Origin of the sequence: Pedobacter deserti (genome assembly GCF_024436415.1) — a bacterium.
In the GTDB taxonomy this organism is placed as follows: domain Bacteria; phylum Bacteroidota; class Bacteroidia; order Sphingobacteriales; family Sphingobacteriaceae; genus Pedobacter; species Pedobacter faecalis.
The window spans coordinates 29,121-44,797 of the sequence record NZ_JAFMZQ010000003.1; the positions used below are offsets into that span (position 1 = coordinate 29,121).

The 15,677-nt window shown below is 48.0% G+C and carries 12 protein-coding genes and 1 tRNA gene; 7 read left to right on the forward strand and 6 right to left on the reverse strand.

The window, feature by feature from the left end; translation table 11 throughout:
• Nucleotides 1-20 precede the first annotated feature (20 nt).
• The 3 genes from rhaT to J3P40_RS17365 all read right to left on the reverse strand — a co-directional run bounded on the left by rhaT (nt 21) and on the right by J3P40_RS17365 (nt 4,898).
• Nucleotides 21-1,100 (reverse strand): L-rhamnose/proton symporter RhaT, encoded by a 1,080-nt coding sequence (rhaT, locus tag J3P40_RS17355; RefSeq protein WP_256007542.1) that lies wholly within the window; start codon nt 1,098-1,100, stop codon nt 21-23.
• An 85-nt stretch (nt 1,101-1,185) separates the two neighbouring features.
• Complete coding sequence (locus J3P40_RS17360) at nt 1,186-2,217, reverse strand: GntR family transcriptional regulator (RefSeq protein WP_256007543.1); 1,032 nt, start codon at nt 2,215-2,217, stop codon at nt 1,186-1,188.
• A 17-nt stretch (nt 2,218-2,234) separates the two neighbouring features.
• Nucleotides 2,235-4,898 carry a glycoside hydrolase family 78 protein gene (locus J3P40_RS17365; protein WP_256007544.1) on the reverse strand — a complete coding sequence of 888 codons (2,664 nt, stop codon included), beginning with the start codon at nt 4,896-4,898 and terminating at the stop codon, nt 2,235-2,237.
• 256 nt (nt 4,899-5,154) lie between these two features.
• On the opposite strand from J3P40_RS17365, the gene J3P40_RS17370 reads away from it, so the two are divergent.
• The gene (locus tag J3P40_RS17370; RefSeq protein WP_256007545.1) at nt 5,155-5,832 is read left to right on the forward strand and encodes a hypothetical protein; all 678 of its coding nucleotides are present in this window, start codon (nt 5,155-5,157) and stop codon (nt 5,830-5,832) included.
• Nucleotides 5,833-5,914: 82 nt separating this feature from the next.
• Nucleotides 5,915-6,781 (forward strand): ThuA domain-containing protein, encoded by an 867-nt coding sequence (locus J3P40_RS17375; RefSeq protein ID WP_256007546.1) that lies wholly within the window; start codon nt 5,915-5,917, stop codon nt 6,779-6,781.
• A 6-nt stretch (nt 6,782-6,787) separates the two neighbouring features.
• Here the strand turns inward: J3P40_RS17375 and J3P40_RS17380 are convergent, their stop codons facing one another.
• Nucleotides 6,788-9,964: a PVC-type heme-binding CxxCH protein gene (locus tag J3P40_RS17380; RefSeq protein WP_256007547.1), complete on the reverse strand. Its 3,177-nt coding sequence runs from the start codon at nt 9,962-9,964 to the stop codon at nt 6,788-6,790.
• Between the two features lie 63 nt (nt 9,965-10,027).
• On the opposite strand from J3P40_RS17380, the gene J3P40_RS17385 reads away from it, so the two are divergent.
• On the forward strand, nt 10,028-10,513 hold the full coding sequence (locus J3P40_RS17385; protein WP_256007548.1) for a TspO/MBR family protein: 486 nt from the start codon (nt 10,028-10,030) through the stop codon (nt 10,511-10,513).
• Nucleotides 10,514-10,549: 36 nt separating this feature from the next.
• Entirely contained in the window at nt 10,550-11,080 is a 531-nt protein-coding gene (locus J3P40_RS17390; RefSeq protein ID WP_256007549.1) for a hypothetical protein, read from the forward strand.
• A gap of 3 nt (nt 11,081-11,083) precedes the next feature.
• On the opposite strand, the gene tamL is transcribed toward J3P40_RS17390, so the two are convergent.
• Nucleotides 11,084-13,480, reverse strand: coding sequence for a translocation and assembly module lipoprotein TamL (tamL, locus tag J3P40_RS17395; protein ID WP_256007550.1), 2,397 nt, complete (start codon nt 13,478-13,480; stop codon nt 11,084-11,086).
• Between tamL and J3P40_RS17400 the strand changes: the two genes are divergently transcribed.
• The 3 genes from J3P40_RS17400 to J3P40_RS17410 all read left to right on the forward strand — a co-directional run bounded on the left by J3P40_RS17400 (nt 13,471) and on the right by J3P40_RS17410 (nt 14,538).
• Nucleotides 13,471-14,220, forward strand: coding sequence for a TrmH family RNA methyltransferase (locus J3P40_RS17400; protein WP_256007551.1), 750 nt, complete (start codon nt 13,471-13,473; stop codon nt 14,218-14,220). The two genes, tamL and J3P40_RS17400, sit on opposite strands and share 10 nt — an antisense overlap.
• Nucleotides 14,221-14,267: 47 nt before the next feature.
• Nucleotides 14,268-14,338: transfer RNA gene (locus tag J3P40_RS17405), tRNA-Cys, on the forward strand.
• Between the two features lie 26 nt (nt 14,339-14,364).
• A complete protein-coding gene (locus J3P40_RS17410; protein ID WP_256007552.1) occupies nt 14,365-14,538 on the forward strand; it encodes a spore protein in 174 nt (57 codons plus the stop codon).
• Nucleotides 14,539-14,616: 78 nt separating this feature from the next.
• On the opposite strand, the gene J3P40_RS17415 is transcribed toward J3P40_RS17410, so the two are convergent.
• Nucleotides 14,617-15,648: a quinone-dependent dihydroorotate dehydrogenase gene (locus tag J3P40_RS17415; protein WP_256007553.1), complete on the reverse strand. Its 1,032-nt coding sequence runs from the start codon at nt 15,646-15,648 to the stop codon at nt 14,617-14,619.
• Between the last annotated feature and the right edge of the window lie 29 nt (nt 15,649-15,677).

Sequence of the window (15,677 nt, forward strand, 5' to 3'; positions counted from 1 at the left end):
ACGTATATCAATTATGTTTTTCACTTGATAGAATTTCCGTACCCCACAATGAGTACTGAAAGAATAATAATCGCAATGCCTGCTGCCACGGTTGCATACGTACGCCGGCTCATCCCTTTCCACTCCCGCAGTATCAGTCCCCATCCATTTGCAATCAGAATGATAAAGGCCATATGCAAAATCCACGAACTTGCGCCGTTACCCAATTTACTCTCGCCCATTCCGTAGAAGAAGAACTGCAGAAACCATGTTGTTCCCGCCAGCGCTGAAAACACGTAATTGGCCAGTAAAGGGGCTTTGCGGTTCGTATAATCTCCGAAAGTCTTGTTCCGGGCATTTAGTATCATGCACCAGATCAGGTTCGTTGTAAGTCCGCCCCAAAGGATCACGATGTAACTCACATTGTTCTGGAAAAGAAACTCTCCACGACCCGGGTTTACCGCCTTCCAGGCTTCGTTGGCCTGATTGGCCATATCTTTGCCGGCGTCGATCCCGAATGCAAAACACGCACTCAGGATACCTGAGATGATAGATACAGTTAAGCCTAGACCGATTTTATACTCGTTGTTCGACGGATCGGCCTTACCACCAGCCACAAGATCGCGCTCCTTCATACCCCCGGCTCTCCCGCAAATAACGATCCCGATGACACACACGAGCAGCCCCAAAAGCACCATATTCCCCCACTGCGACGACAGCATATCGTTTAAACTGTCCTTCCCCGGGGCCGGATTAAAATTATAGTATACAGAGGGAATAAGAGCACCGAAGACCGAACAAAGCCCCAGAATAATCGAACTTCCAAGCGAGACCCCGAGATAACGCACACCCAATCCATAGGTAAGTCCACCAATGCCCCATAGCGCACCAAAAATATAGGTGAGCAGCAATACGCTTGTATCCGTTCCTGCGATGATCTCAGCGAAACCGGGAATCGTCAGGTAAGCAGCAATGGGTGGGACGATGAGCCATGAAAACAGGCCACCCACAATCCAGTAGCTTTCCCAGGCCCAGCCCTTTACCTTTTTATACGGAATGTAAAAACTGCCGGAAGCGAATCCGCCAATAAAATGAAAAATTACTCCGAGAATTACCTGCATAGCTGTTCAGTTTATATTGGTTTGTGGTAATCTAAAATAAGGTTATAGATACGCAATACTGTCATGCACCATCATGGTAAGGCGGTTATACCGACGCCCGGTGGATGTAATAGAAAGGCACCTCAATATGACTTCGCACATTGTCAAGTATAAGCTGTGCCGCTGCTGTACCCATAAAACGGAAATCGGTAGAGATCGTTGTAATACCGTTTAAAATGATCTTTTTAAGGGGCGTCTCGTTATAGGAAATCACACCGATCTCTTTTCCTACCTCCATATGCATACCCATGGCTTTTTCGAGCAGCGTGACCAGATCATCTTCCATAAGCGTAATAAAAGCCTCACCAATGGCCAGGGTTTCTTCTGCAATATTGCTCACTACCCGATGCGAAAATGCGTATTGTAAACAAAATCGCTGAAAACCGTCCAGTATCTCTCTTGGAAAATAACTCCGCTTCGGAAAAATGATCTTAAGCATGTGGTACTTACTCAAATGCTCCCGGGCCTCGTCCAGGGCATTATAAATATCATGTTCAAAATTCTCATATACCGCAGCGAAGTCGCCCGTAATACCCGCCAGCTTCTTATCCAGCAGAATCAATTTCTCCTTCGGGATCGCGTTGATGATATCCCGGGCCTGCGCCTCACCTTCTATGAAATGCGGGATAATGACATAGTGCGAATACTCGTCTTTCTGGTTAGCCAGGAAACGCTTAAAAAGCGTAAAGTCGTTATTGTATATATAGAAGTCGACCGACACATCCTGCCCTAACGCAGCAACGAAAGCGTCGTATACGATTTTCTTATGCGCGCTCAGCTTGTTAAACAGCAGAAACACTTTTAGTTTGCGCTTTACGTCTGACCGGGCCACATAATAGCCTTTACCCGGCACGGAGCCTATCACATCAAGTTTCTTCAGGTACCGGTAACCTTTTTCGGCAGTATCCCGGGAGATTTCCAGGACATAACTCAGCTCATTGATAGAAGGCAGCATCCCGTCCTTCTGCAGCTTTCCCTGTTCTATGGCTTTGATCACCGCATTGCTCAACTGCAGGTACTTCGGTGTGGCCGAATACTCGTCGATCGTAATAAAATCAAAAAAGTCAGGCAACTTCATGCTTAAAAGTACCGAATTTATTTTATTTCAAACCGGTGCTTACCGGCAACGATGTTAAGCGTGCTGCTTACCGCCGTTCCATTACGGTAAGCCTTCTTATCTGCCGGAAAATGCACTGTCGCCGTCGAGTTGGCCGGAACTACCACATCATAGAACACCGAGGACCCGGATCGCTTCCAGGAAGAGACAATCTCCCCATAAGGGCCTGTATGCCGCGCCTCAAACTCATTAAGACCCGATACGAAATTCGGCCGCAGCATGACATTTTTAAATCCCGGGCGTTGCTCATCTGGTTTCAAGCCTCCAAGTGCTTTGTAAAGCCAGGCGCCGATCTCACCAAACATAATGTGGTTTAGTGAAATATCATTTTTGGCATCAATGCGCCAGTTCTCATACAAGGTTGTAGCCCCGTTCACGATCCACCAGCCCCAGGAAGGATAAGTTTCCTGTGAGGCTACTGTGTAAGCCAGATCGGCATAACCGTTTTCACTTAGCGCATTCAAAATCGACTTCGTGCCCAGCAAACCCACATCAATGTGATTGTTGCTCTCGGAAACTTTCTTAGCCAGATTCGCCGCAACCTTAGCTTTCAGGTTCTCAGGCACCAGTCCCCAGTACAACGGCATGCTCAATTCCGTTTGGAGGCCGGCACCGTATATGGCGGTCGACTCGTTCAGATATTTTTTATTAAAAGCAGCCTTTATCTTATTGGCCAGGGCAGCATACCGATTCGCGTCGACCGTATTGTTCAGCAATCGGGCCGTTTTGGCCATGATCGTCACGTCTACAAAATAATATACCGACGAAGTAAACTCCACAGGAGGCTTGGTACTCACCGGAACCCAGTCGCCCAGCCCCCAGGTGGTCAGACCCGATGGCGCAATATCTGTAATGTGGTCTACATACCGCCTCATATTGTCGTAATTAGCGCGCAGAATCCGGTCGTCGCCATAATACTGATAAATGTTCCAGGGAATAAGTACCATCGTACTCGTCCAGTCAGGCCCGTTGCCCCATTCATAGCCCCATCCGTCGGTAGGAATGATAGAAGGCAAAACGCCGTTTGGCTGCTGTTCATCACGATGATCAGCCATCCACTTCTCATAAATCGTTATGCCATCAAAACTGAAAAGACCTGTTTCCACAGCAATATGCGCATCGCCCGTCCATCCGTTCTTTTCGCGTTGCGGACAGTCGGTCGGATAACCGAACAGGTTAGACAAATAGGAACTGTTTGTGGCAAACCAGATCTTGTCGACCGTTGGGTTCGAAGACTTAATGTGGCCGGTAACAGGTACGTCGCTATGCATAAAATATCCTGTAATGTCCGATTGTTTCAGCTTAACCGGCTTGCTTGCCGTCACCTCCACGTACTGAAAACCTTTGTAGTTGAACCGGGGCATAAACGACTCTTCTCCCCTCCCGCTGAGTATAAAAATATCCGTCTGGAAAGGATCTGTATCGTCGGTAGGCCGATAGTGCTGATCGATATTCGACATATCTACCCGACCGCTCTTATATAAACGCTCCGCATGTTTAAGCCTTACCACAGTACCCGCTTCGCCGGTGACAGTGATCTTGCTTACCCCAGAGATATTTCTACCGATATCAAATACGTATGCCGTGTCATTGATCTTGTTCATATGCACCGCCGGTAGGGTATCCACATTTCTTATCGGATGCAAAGCCTGCGCAACCACGTTGTCAGAAGGTGCGCTTCTCGGAATGGAGCCTTTCCATTTTGAATCATCAAAGTTCACCACATTCCATCCAAACTGCTCCAATCGAGCGTCATAATGCTCAGCAGTGTATATGCTATTAAAAATAACCGGACTTAAAGAGGTTTTCCAGTCACGATCGGAACCCAGGGTTTCCACAGAGCCATCGGCATAAGTGATGCGCAGGTCCATACAAAAGGTTGGCCTGTTGCGCCAAGGGGCGTTATGGAAGTCCCACACGGCGGTCGACTGATGATTGTACCATCCGTTACCGAGCAACACGCCCACGGCATTCTTGCCATTTTGCAAATGCCCTGTTACATCATAAGTCACGTACAGCGTACGCCTGTCGTACCGGGTATAGGTCGGGTCCATCCTATGATTGCCTACTTTCCGGCCGTTTAAGTATAACTCATAGAGCCCCCCGCAAGCGATATAAGCCCTGGCGGATTTAATCTTCTTTTCTGCCGCGAAAACTTTGCGGAAATAAGGCGCTGGCCTTGTATCACGGTTCTGACTGTCGCTGATCCAGCTTCCCTTCCAGTTGCCGCCCTTCATCATGCCCATTTCAAAACTGGATCCTGCAGAAGCTGGCCGACCATCCTTGTCCCATACTTCAACCAGCCAGAAATACTTCGTAAAGGGCTCAAGCGGAGTGCCTTTGTACGCTACCAGACTTTTATCGGCACCGATTTTTCCGGAATCCCAAACCACATTCTTTTTAAGTTTCAAACCCGCAGAATCTTTCCCGACGATGATGCGGTAAGCAGTCTGCCGCGCACCTGTCCGGCCGTCAACCATCACCCATGAAAACCTTGGATTGGTCACGTCAATTCCCAAAGGTCTCACCAAGTGTTCAGTTTGCAGTTTGGCTGGCCTGCCAGTCTGGGCAACCGCCCCGAGGGCCGTTACGAAGTGAAAAATAAAAATACATGCCAGCAGGGATCTGAAAATATAGCTCATAAAGTTCATTTGGATAAAACGAGTATCGCGATTTTTTTCCAGAACAGCATCATGCACCATCCTGCAATATAATTGCGAAGCTATACAGGCTAATTCTCCTTCCGTTGCCCGTCGGTAGCTAAGCATACCTCGGCCACCGATCAGTGGATGACAAATGGACAACAAGTGGATGACAAGTGGATAACAGCTGGACAAAAGACGAACTGATTAGCTTGGCAAACTGTAACGTTTGCCTCAGCTCATACGTTTAAAGGACATGAAAAAATTAACACTTCTAATCACATTCGTTGCCCTGTCATTGCTGGCTTGTAAAAAACAGCCCCTCGACAAAGCAGACAAACCGAAGCTTCCTGAAGATCCGATGGAAAGCGCTCCTGTAAGCGGAACTACTTTGGGTGACAATCCTAATGCTGAAATAATATGCAGGGAGGTAAACGCAGTTCTGGGATATAATCAGCACGTTTCTCTCGATGTAGATGCAGATGGTAACGCTGACTTCAATTTCTTCTCTATCCTGATTCATCATAACGACAAGCCGCATATGTACCTGATGGTAAGCCCTAAATCAGCTAAAAGCGCAAGAGTTATGGTTCGGGATGGCGAGGAACTGGTGATCAACGCACTATGGACGCAACCACTGGAGAAAGATGAACTGATCTCGGAAACGCCGGTTGATGGCTGCATCTGGACGGACGCCCTCACTAAAGGTTTCATCACTGGTTCATCTAAAACCGCGCAGCAGGAAAGCTACACTGGTCTCTGGGCAGGTAAATCGGATAAATTTCTCGGGATCAGGTTTAAAATTGACGGAAATCAGCATTACGGATGGATCAAACTGAGCCATGATAAGATCTCCGACAAGATAAGCCTGATCAGCTATGCTTATCAGAAGATTGCCGGTAAGGCTATTGAAGCGGGCCATACTGGGTCCTGATTAATGCTTAACTGAAATGACGATATTATTGGGGAAATATTTATTAGATTCGTATGTACCCAATAGCAAAACCAAAGAAAACTTGAAAACTTTCCCATTTTTATCCTGTCTCACGCTGTTGCTTTTCTTTTTGGTCTTAGACTCAGATGCGCAGCGTCGTGGCGACCGGGGAGAAAAACCTTTGGTTGTCTTCGTAACCGGCGATCATGAATACAGCAGCGAGGCGACGATGCCGCTTATTGCTGCTGAACTGGAAAAGCATTACAATATACGGACCCGGATACTCAAATCGGCCCCAGATCATAACTCCGAAGAAAACATACCCGGACTTGAAGTGCTGCAGGAAGCAGATCTGGCCGTGTTTTTTCTGAGGTGGAGGCGACTACCTGCGGAACAGATTAAATATATCGACGCCTATTTGAAGTCGGGCAAACCGGTGATGGGGTTTCGTACCAGCACCCACGCTTTTAACTATCCTGCAGGACATCCACTAGTGAAATGGAATGAATTTGGTGAATTTGCTCTCGGTGCTCCCGGTGGCTGGGGTAAAGGCGGACATACACATTACGGGCACAATTCTACCACAGAGGTTACGCTTATTAAAGATCAGGCTAAGCATCCGGTCTTAACGGGTGTTTCAGCTAAGTTTCCGGCTGCCTCCTGGCTGTATCATGTACTGCCAGACTACCCTGTAAAGGGCGCTACGCCATTATTGATGGGCAGAGCTATTCGTCCGGACAAAGAGGCTGTCGACAATCCCGTAGCCTGGACCTGGTGTACACCCGCAGGCGGCAAGGTATTTATGACTACCCTGGGCCATCCGGCTGATTTTAACGAAGAGGCGTTACAACGCCTGGTTATCAATGCCGTTCATTGGTCGCTTGGCAAACCGGTACCGGTCAAATGGGCAGGAAAATTTGCGATGAACGTTCCCTATCGGGAGCCATAAGCCTGATTATTTATTATTTTCCAACGGGTGCTGCTTTAGAAGTTCTGCCGGAGAATAAAATCCGGCTTTAGCTTTTGTCGCGGCCCGCAAAGCCTTTACCTTTTCGGGGCTGATTGCCGGCGCCTTGTTCCCAAACGCGTTGCGCACATATGTGGCTACTGCTGCTACTTCTTCGTCTGTCAGCATACCGCCGAAAGGCGTCATGGGTACTTGTCCGCTATACTTCCTGCCGTTTACTGTAATAGGGCCCTGGAGGCCTTTTAGAATGATTTTTACAAGCCTGTCCGGGCTGCCTGTAACCCAGGCCGTACCGGCAAGCGGCGGAAAGCCGGAGGAGGGAAGCCCTTTTCCATCGGGTTGGTGACAGGTGGTACAATAACCTTCCTTCATGTATATCGCTTTTCCCTTCACATAGATGTCTTTTGAGGGACCGGCCGGCGCGCTGTCTTCTGGTTCGATTTTAGCGCCTTTGGGTCGACCATTCAGATGAGCTACCGCGGTTTCGTATGGCGACTTCATCCATTCGTCGAGCGGCTTATCGGCCACATAGCCTAAAAGCGACAGCCCCTGCTCTTTGGGCATCCAGGAGGCCGCGGCTATTACCTCCAAACGTACTCGTCCGTGTGGATCAGCGCCGGCCTGTCTAAACATTTCCTGCTGATTGCTTATCTGGTGACTCATATAGCGAAGTACACGTACTGCGGCAGCTCTTGCACGGAAATCGCGCGCGCTAAGCAGTTGCTCGAGCAATTGCTGGTCGACCTTGTTTAAGCCCCAGCTCACCCAAAGCGCTTCAAGCAAATGATGTTCATATTTCGGATCATTACGATCAAGTGCCGCCACCCAGGCCTTTAACTTGGGTAATACCTCCAACGGCTTGCGCCCTCTCAATTCATTTCTTGTGCGGTAACGCGTACGGTATTCTGGCAGCTTAAGGTTATCGAGCAGTTCTGATACACTTGCCCCGGCCACCTTTGCAGGCTTCACCAGCGGTCGCGCCGGGTAAGTGACCCGGTAAATGCGGCCATGCTCATGATCTCTCAGCGGATCCCTGGCGTTGTGCTGCATGTGACCGATCAACAAATTGTGCCAGTCGGCAATGTAAAGCGACCCGTCGGGCGCAAATTCCAGGTCTACCGGCCGGAAGTTCTTGTCGGACGACTGCAGCAGATCTGCCCGGTGGCTGCTTTTGTATCCGGTACCCGCATCGTTAAGCGTGTGCTGCTTGGTACCAAGAAAACCAATGGTATTGTTAATAAGAAAGTCGCCCTGCATTTCTTCAGGAAAATGGCGACTGGAAACAAACTCAAGCCCTGATGTGGGCCTAACAAGATGTTCCTGCTGAATGAGGTTGGGCGATGACTCCGTGGTTTGCCCGTAGCGTGGCCTCACTGTAACCGGCATCATCCAATGTGCGCTCGGACTTGAGGTTTCGGCATAAAAAGGCTGGCCCCAGTCGTCGAAAGCTATGCCCCAGGGATTTGGAGCATATGGCTGGGCCGTCCGTTCAAGGTGCCTGCGCTGGGGATTGTATCGATAGAAGCCACCAGTAGACGCGCGCACGGGCCCGTAGGAAGTCTCCACATTGGTATGCAAAAATATTCCCTCACCCATATAAATGGCACCTGAAGGGTCGGTTGTAAACGCATGGATATTGTGATGGGTATCATGGTCATCAAATCCGCTCAGTAAGATCTCCCTGCTGTCTGCACGATCGTCGCCGTTGGCATCTCTCAGCAACACGAGGTCGGTACCCTGCGAGAGGTACACCCCCTCTGCCGTCACTTCAAAGCCAAGCGGCAAATGCAGACCATCGGCAAATACAGTCTGCCTATCCGCTTTTCCGTCCTGATCGGTATCTTCCAGGATAATTAGCTTATCGTTAGGCTTCGAATCGCCCGGTTTATAGTGTGGGTAACTGGGCATTGTGGCCACCCACAGACGACCTCTATTGTCGAAGCTGATCTGGCATGGCTTAGCCAGCTCCGGAAATTGTTCTTCCGAAGCAAAGAGATCAATCTTAAAGCCCGGCGCCATGTTGAACTTACTAAGCGTTTCAGCACCTGATAAATACCTTAAGCTCTCTCCCGGGCCGGGGTTATAGTTGGATTTGACTTCAGGTACTGCAGGAGTACGCGCATCTGCGGCAGCAAGATCCATGTTTAGTCCCCGGGCGGCTTGCCAAACAGCCGTATCCCGGTTGGCCGTAAGTGCGCGGATCTTGGCTATCTCGGCGGGATAATTGTCCGGGCCAAATGGATCGTAGCGGCGACCGTATGCATGCACGCCGTTAGGGATTTTGAAATCGTTGTGCCACATCCAGTTCTTCTCCACTACGGCCTGCCTTACCTGTTCGCGGCGGGCGGGTGTCTTTACGGTAGCTTTCCCGAAAATAAGGTCGGCCAACACCGGGGCAAGCTTTGCATATCCTTCGCTGGTAAGCTGGGAGCCATCTATAGTGAGCGGCACTTTACTTGTGGCAAACCACTGTTTGCTTGGATTATATAGGTCGGCAAAGAGGACATTATTCTCGGCAGCGACGTCTTTCATGACAGCAGCATATAAGACGAGGTTTGCATTCTGTGTCTTTCCATCGGGCAAGTCCATGACGGATGACAAGTCCTGGAAAGCAATTGGCGAGATCAGCACTAAGCGTGGCGGCGTTTTACCGTTGTAACGTTGCTTTAAAGTATGTTTAACAAAGGCATCGAGCTCCCGCCGGTAATTCTCCACACCAGCAGGCCCGTCAAAGGATTCGCTGTAACCAAAAAAAGCTAGTATCACATCTGCTTTTAAACGTGTAAGCCACTGATCTTCCGTCTCAAAAAAGCCCTGACTGTCGGCATCCGCGGCAAGTTCCGTCTGGAACTGCTCTGCACCAGGAAATGCCCAGGGCGAATTACGGCTCGAATGCGGCCGGAAACCTGGCGTATTGCCACCATCGCACATATTGCGGATGAACAACTGATGATCAGGATAACGCAAATGCAGCTCCGTTTCAAAATGTCCGTAGTTCATCATCCGCGATCCCAGATTGTTACCGACAAGCACAATATGTGACTGCCGGTCGGGACCAACAGGTGGAGTTTGCTTTTGTGTGAAATGCAGACAGACGACGGCGACGATAAAAAGCAGAAGCACCCGGAATAAAATCTTCCAGGATTTGCGTACAGGTTTGTTCATTGGTTAACAGTGTGTGGGCTTAAAGATAAAAAATTGGCGCTTACTTTGCTAATATCCATAGATATGGCAAACAACAGCAAAATCAATGTCCCCGCGCTAATCATCAATGTGGCAATTACGCTTTCAGTGGGTTTTATCGGCAGCTTTTTCACACGAAGTTCAACCGACACTTGGTACAGAGGTATCAATAAGCCATCGTTTAACCCGCCCGACAGTGTTTTTGGACCAGTCTGGACTTTGTTGTATATTTTGATTGGCATTGCGGCATACCGGGTATGGCAGAAACGCGATACGATCACTCATTTCCCACGTACCTTTGCTATTTATGCCATCCAGTTAATATTGAACTTGTTGTGGTCATACATATTCTTCTATCTTCGTGATCCCGCAATGGCTTTGGTAGAGATATTTATTCTTCTGGCAATGATTGTTGTGAACGCAATAGTGTTTTATAAGGTAGACAAAGCATCTGGTCTGCTTTTTATTCCTTATCTTTTGTGGGTAAGTTTTGCTACTGTATTAAACTACAGCATCGTTCAGCTGAATTAGTGATATGGTATGGAAAGCCTGTAATATTTAAGCTAAATGAAACGATTTCGCCTGCCTGTCTTGTTTGTTCTTTTTTCGGTGACTGCCTTTGCACAGGGCGCCGACATCAATAACTTTATTGTAAAGGAGAGTCTTCTGAAAAACCAGAAGCTGGCCGTAATTGCGACCGATTCGCTCGGAAACCCTATGGAGCATATTAAAGGTGTTTACACCTTTACGGTGAGCGGCTTTAAGCATGAGTTGAATTTCAACGACGGGGTGGCCGTGCTTCCTATGCAACTGGAGCGCTCTGCTTTTGTGTATGTAAAGCATAAAAACATGAATGGCACGCATTCCCGTTTGCTCTATGTGTACGAGAATGACGGGGCATTGAATCCGTTTACCATCAGCAGTTTCTGGCTTGTCATGTTCCCGGTGATCATTGTTCTGATTGCGCTGGCTTTCAGGAAATTCATCATCTTCGCCGTTGTCATTCTACTGATCTACATTTACTTCAATCACAGCAACGGATTAAGTCTGTCTACCTTTTTCGAGACGGTGTTTGACGGTCTGAAGTCTATTTTTTAGGCACTAGAACGGCATGCCTATACCGAAGTTGTATTGAACAAAGCGGTAGCGTTCGGGGCTGTGCGATATAGCGTAGGCATCCTTAAATGCGCGTCCGCCATTGATGAATTTCTTAATAACCCATTGCTCTGAACCGTCAAACTGCGGATCCTTAAGTTTCAAACCAACGTCGAACCGAAATACAAAGTATTGAACATCATACCGGAAACCCATTCCTGTGCCCAGGGCTATCTGTCGACCAAGCTTACTAAAATCAAAGTGGGTTTCAGGATTGGTTGAATTTTTGGAAATGTTCCACACGTTACCTGCATCTAAAAACACTGCACCTTTTAACTGTGCTCCGAAAAATCTGTTAAGAAGTTTATACCGGTACTCCAGGTTGGCTTCTATATGCGTATCGCCCAACTGATCAATCCCAAACAGTGCGCGACGGGTCTCTTCGTCGGGTATGCTTTCTCCCCTGTTATAATTGCCTGGCCCCAGGGTACGTGCCTGCCAGGCCCTGATGCCGTTAGAGCCTCCTGCAAAAAACAACTTCTCAATAGGCATTACCAATGAATTACCGTAGGCATAACCAATTCCGGCATTGACGCGGGCAACAAACTGCTGGGCGCCCCCCAGGCCCTTATACCACCTGAAATCGACCTCAGGCCTGATGTATTGATTATAAGGCAATCCGAATATCGTCGTGTACTGGTCGGCAGCCGGATTTGATCGCGTCCCCGTAAGCCGGGAAACCAGGTCGAGCATGTTGCCGGCAACATCCATATTAGCCCGAAGATAAACGAAGTCATTGCCTGTAAGCAACTTATCAAAATTCAATGAGAAGGTATATTTGCTGCCGAGCGTGATGTTTCTACGCGCCAGCAAAATGATATTGTAGGTGTTACTCTCAATGATACGCTGACCGAATTCTGAATCCGGATCGAGCAGAAGCTTGCCGAAACGATATTCGAAATTCAAGGGTGTTACGGTGTGATATTTCGATTTGGACTCCACAAACTCATAAGTGACTGAGTTCAACAGCACATGGCGGTCAAAAATGTCTTTCTGCTGCGCATAGACATAACTGGTTGAGAAAATCGTGCGTGGCATCCCTCCCCTGCGGCCTGGCCTTGCGGTAATCAGCGGAAGCATAAGTCGCGGCACGCTCAGGTTAGCGCTCAACGAGAAATCGCGCTGATAAATATCGCTGAACAGCGCACTGCCTCTGCCCAAACGAGACTGCAGACCGCCCTTAACCTGAAATTCGAAGCGTTCGGCACCCCTGAACATATTGTTATTGGTATACGTGTTGCTCAGCGTAAAGCCCACCGTACCGGCATTAAAGGGCACCTCACCCTCAATCCGGTTACTCATGATCTTTTGCGGAATGAGTTGTATTACAGGAAACACCTTGCTGCCACTATCAGGCATTTTATTGTAATCGATCTTTACGTTTTTAAAGACATTGAGCTCATACATCCGGTTATACGTCAGCTCTTCATTCCGAATGTCGTAACGCTCGCCCTGCGTCAGGAAATTGTATCGGGAAATGGGATTTCGCCGGAACTTTCCGGACAGATCTGTATATCGAAGTCCGCGAAAAACCCTGGGATTCATTGAAATCGTATCCGGAAACCCATCGGCATCGGGTGCTATGATGAGATTGCCCTCACCTATGGTATACTGCTGATGCGCGGGTTTGTTGACAGGATTGTCAATAATCAGCGTAATATTGGCTTTACTCGCATTCAGGTTGGAGTCTACAGTATACTTTACATAGGGCCGGGAAAAGTCGAAGTAACCATTTTCCCGCATTACCTCATAGATCCTGTCGCGCTCCAGCGCCAGCGAATCATCGTCATAGCGCTCGCCAGACCTGATATGGGTAAAGGCAGCCTTGTTGCTCAGATAGATATCTTTGACCACCGGATCCGGGATGTCATAAGCAATGTCATTGAACGAGAAAAGCGGACCTGGCGAGGCGGTAAACCTCACCTTTGCGCGTTTACGCTTTACACTGATATCTGACTGAACACGTGCGTTGAAGTAACCTTTGCTCATCAGAAATTTCTCTACCTGCGTCCGCGAGATCTCGACCAGCGTACTGTCTAGAATAGGCGGCGGCGTTCCGAGCGGTTTTACACCACTGGTTTTATATCTGCCGTCTTTCGTATTAAAGATATTGTATATCCAGACATTGATGCCAATACCCGATATCGGACGGATGTCTTTCTGAATGTAATTGTAGGCTTCCTCTTCAAAGGCTTTATCGACACTGTCGATGGTGACTTTTTTGACGATCGACTGGTAGTCTGCAATATATTTTGTGGATGAACACCCTGTAGCAATGACGATAATAAATAGTATTATTGCAAGGTCAAGAACATTGCTTTTAGTATTCGGGTATGCTTTCAAAATCTCAGGTCAGTTTTATAAAATCTCTACATCAAAAAAAATACCGCAGGGAAAACGGGCTGTTTATTATTGAAGGTATAAAATCTATCTCAGAATTTCTTCAATCGCCGTATCGGGTGCACAGCATCTATTTTTTGCCGCAATTCCGTTCCGCATTACCTCAGCTGGCTGCAAATATAAAGTTATTTGAAGTAAACAACGCTGAGTTAGACAAGATTAGTACGCTACAGGCTCCTCAGGGAATTATGGCGCTGGTGCATATGCAGCATAGCGAGGAGTTGTCCGAGTCCGGGTTAAGAAATACCTTCTCCCTGTTGCTCGACGGGATACAGGACCCGGGCAATCTGGGCACAATAATCCGCACGGCCGACTGGTTTGGCTTTAAAAACGTAATATGCTCGCCCAACACCGTAGAAGTGTATAACCCTAAGACTATACAAGCCACCATGGGTTCGCTTTGCAGGGTTAATGTGATGTATGCAGAACTGGAGAACCTTGTAAGGAGCACTGATCTTCCTGTATTTGCCGCGGTCTTAAACGGCACAAGCATCTACGATACGAAATGGGGACACGAGGGATTACTTATTTTAGGCAATGAAGGGCAGGGTATTTCGGAAGGACTGCTGAACCTGGTGAGTAAGCCTGTGACCATACCGAAGGTGGGTGGTGCCGAATCTTTAAACGTCGCGATCTCGGCGGCTATCCTCTGTGCAGACATCAGCAGAAATTTACACAAATAAATTGCATCCTAACTTATAATGTTTATTTTTGCAGCCTGATTTTATAGGGTCGAGTGGCCGAGTGGCTAGGCAGAGGTCTGCAAAACCTTCTACAGCGGTTCGAATCCGCTCTCGACCTCAGGATTTACGATAAATTAAAAAGACATGGCAGTTACCAGACTAAAGAGAAAAGACAGAAGAAATAAAACTTTTGCAAAGTTAGATGTTAAGCATTTGAAACAAGCCACCAACTTAGAGCTTGGAAGCCGTTCAAAGCAGTCTACTAAAGATCAGCTTGCTAAGAACAATGCTGTTTTAGCTCAGCTTGCTAAAGGTTAATTTTAAAATTGCCTGAAAGATCTGGCCTCCGCAATGCGGGGGCTTTTTTGTGCCCGTAACCTTAGGGAAGGCCGTGGCCTAGTTAACGAGGGATTTACAAATGGCTTTGATAAGTCCCGGCCCCTCATAGATAAACCCGGTATAGAGCTGCACAAGTGATGCGCCAGCGTCAAGCTTTTCTTTTGCATCTTCCGGCGAGTGAATGCCGCCTACCCCAATAATAGGAAATGCACGATTTGATTTGCTGGAAAGGTAACGGATCACTTCAGTAGAACGGCTTGCGAGCGGTTTGCCGCTAAGGCCACCCACCTCCTTTTTGACCGTATCTGAAGCGTATAAACCGTTGCGGTCTATCGTTGTGTTAGTAGCAATTACCCCTGCGATCTTCGTCTCTAATACAATCTCTACAATGTCATCCAGTTGTTCGTCGGTAAGGTCTGGCGCAATCTTTAAAAGGATAGGTCGGGATATATCGTTTTTCCGGTTGCGTTGCTGCAGGGTATTAAGCAATTCCATCAGCGGCTCCTTTTCCTGCAGTGCACGCAGGCCTGGTGTGTTTGGCGAACTCACGTTCACCACGAAGTAATCTACCACATCGAACAAGCGATCAAAGCATTTGATGTAATCACTTGTGGCCTCTTCGTTCGGTGTGTTCTTATTCTTGCCAATATTGCCCCCAATCACAATACCGGTGTTCTTTGCTTTCAGTATTCTCAGCCGCTCGGCAAGCGTATCCACACCTTTGTTATTAAAACCCATCCGGTTGATCAATGCTGCATCCTCTTCCAGACGGAACATGCGCGGCTTGTCATTGCCGGGTTGGGGCAAAGGTGTTACCGTGCCCACCTCAATAAAGCCAAAGCCAAGGTCGCTCAACGCTTCAATGTATTCGCCATTTTTGTCGAAGCCCGCAGCCAGCCCCACAGGGTTGCGGAAACGGATGCCAAATACTTCTCTTTCAAGCCCCTTGATGCTGACATCGAAACTGCTTCGCAAGATGGTTTTACCAAGCGGAAAATGCTCATGAAACCACTTCAGGCGTTTCACCACGAAATAGTGCACTTTCTCTGGATCAAACTTGAAGAATATGGGCTTAATTAGCTGATACATGGAGCGAAGATAGGAAAAAAACGTATTTT

Coding starts and splice junctions, on each gene's coding strand:
- rhaT (WP_256007542.1), bottom strand. CDS start 1,100: ATGCAGGTAATTCTCGGAGTAATTTTTCATTTTATTGGCGGATTCGCT.
- J3P40_RS17360 (WP_256007543.1), bottom strand. CDS start 2,217: ATGAAGTTGCCTGACTTTTTTGATTTTATTACGATCGACGAGTATTCG.
- J3P40_RS17365 (WP_256007544.1), bottom strand. CDS start 4,898: ATGAGCTATATTTTCAGATCCCTGCTGGCATGTATTTTTATTTTTCAC.
- J3P40_RS17370 (WP_256007545.1), top strand. CDS start 5,155: ATGAAAAAATTAACACTTCTAATCACATTCGTTGCCCTGTCATTGCTG.
- J3P40_RS17380 (WP_256007547.1), bottom strand. CDS start 9,964: ATGAACAAACCTGTACGCAAATCCTGGAAGATTTTATTCCGGGTGCTT.
- J3P40_RS17385 (WP_256007548.1), top strand. CDS start 10,028: ATGGCAAACAACAGCAAAATCAATGTCCCCGCGCTAATCATCAATGTG.
- J3P40_RS17390 (WP_256007549.1), top strand. CDS start 10,550: ATGAAACGATTTCGCCTGCCTGTCTTGTTTGTTCTTTTTTCGGTGACT.
- J3P40_RS17400 (WP_256007551.1), top strand. CDS start 13,471: ATGCTTTCAAAATCTCAGGTCAGTTTTATAAAATCTCTACATCAAAAA.
- J3P40_RS17410 (WP_256007552.1), top strand. CDS start 14,365: ATGGCAGTTACCAGACTAAAGAGAAAAGACAGAAGAAATAAAACTTTT.
- J3P40_RS17415 (WP_256007553.1), bottom strand. CDS start 15,648: ATGTATCAGCTAATTAAGCCCATATTCTTCAAGTTTGATCCAGAGAAA.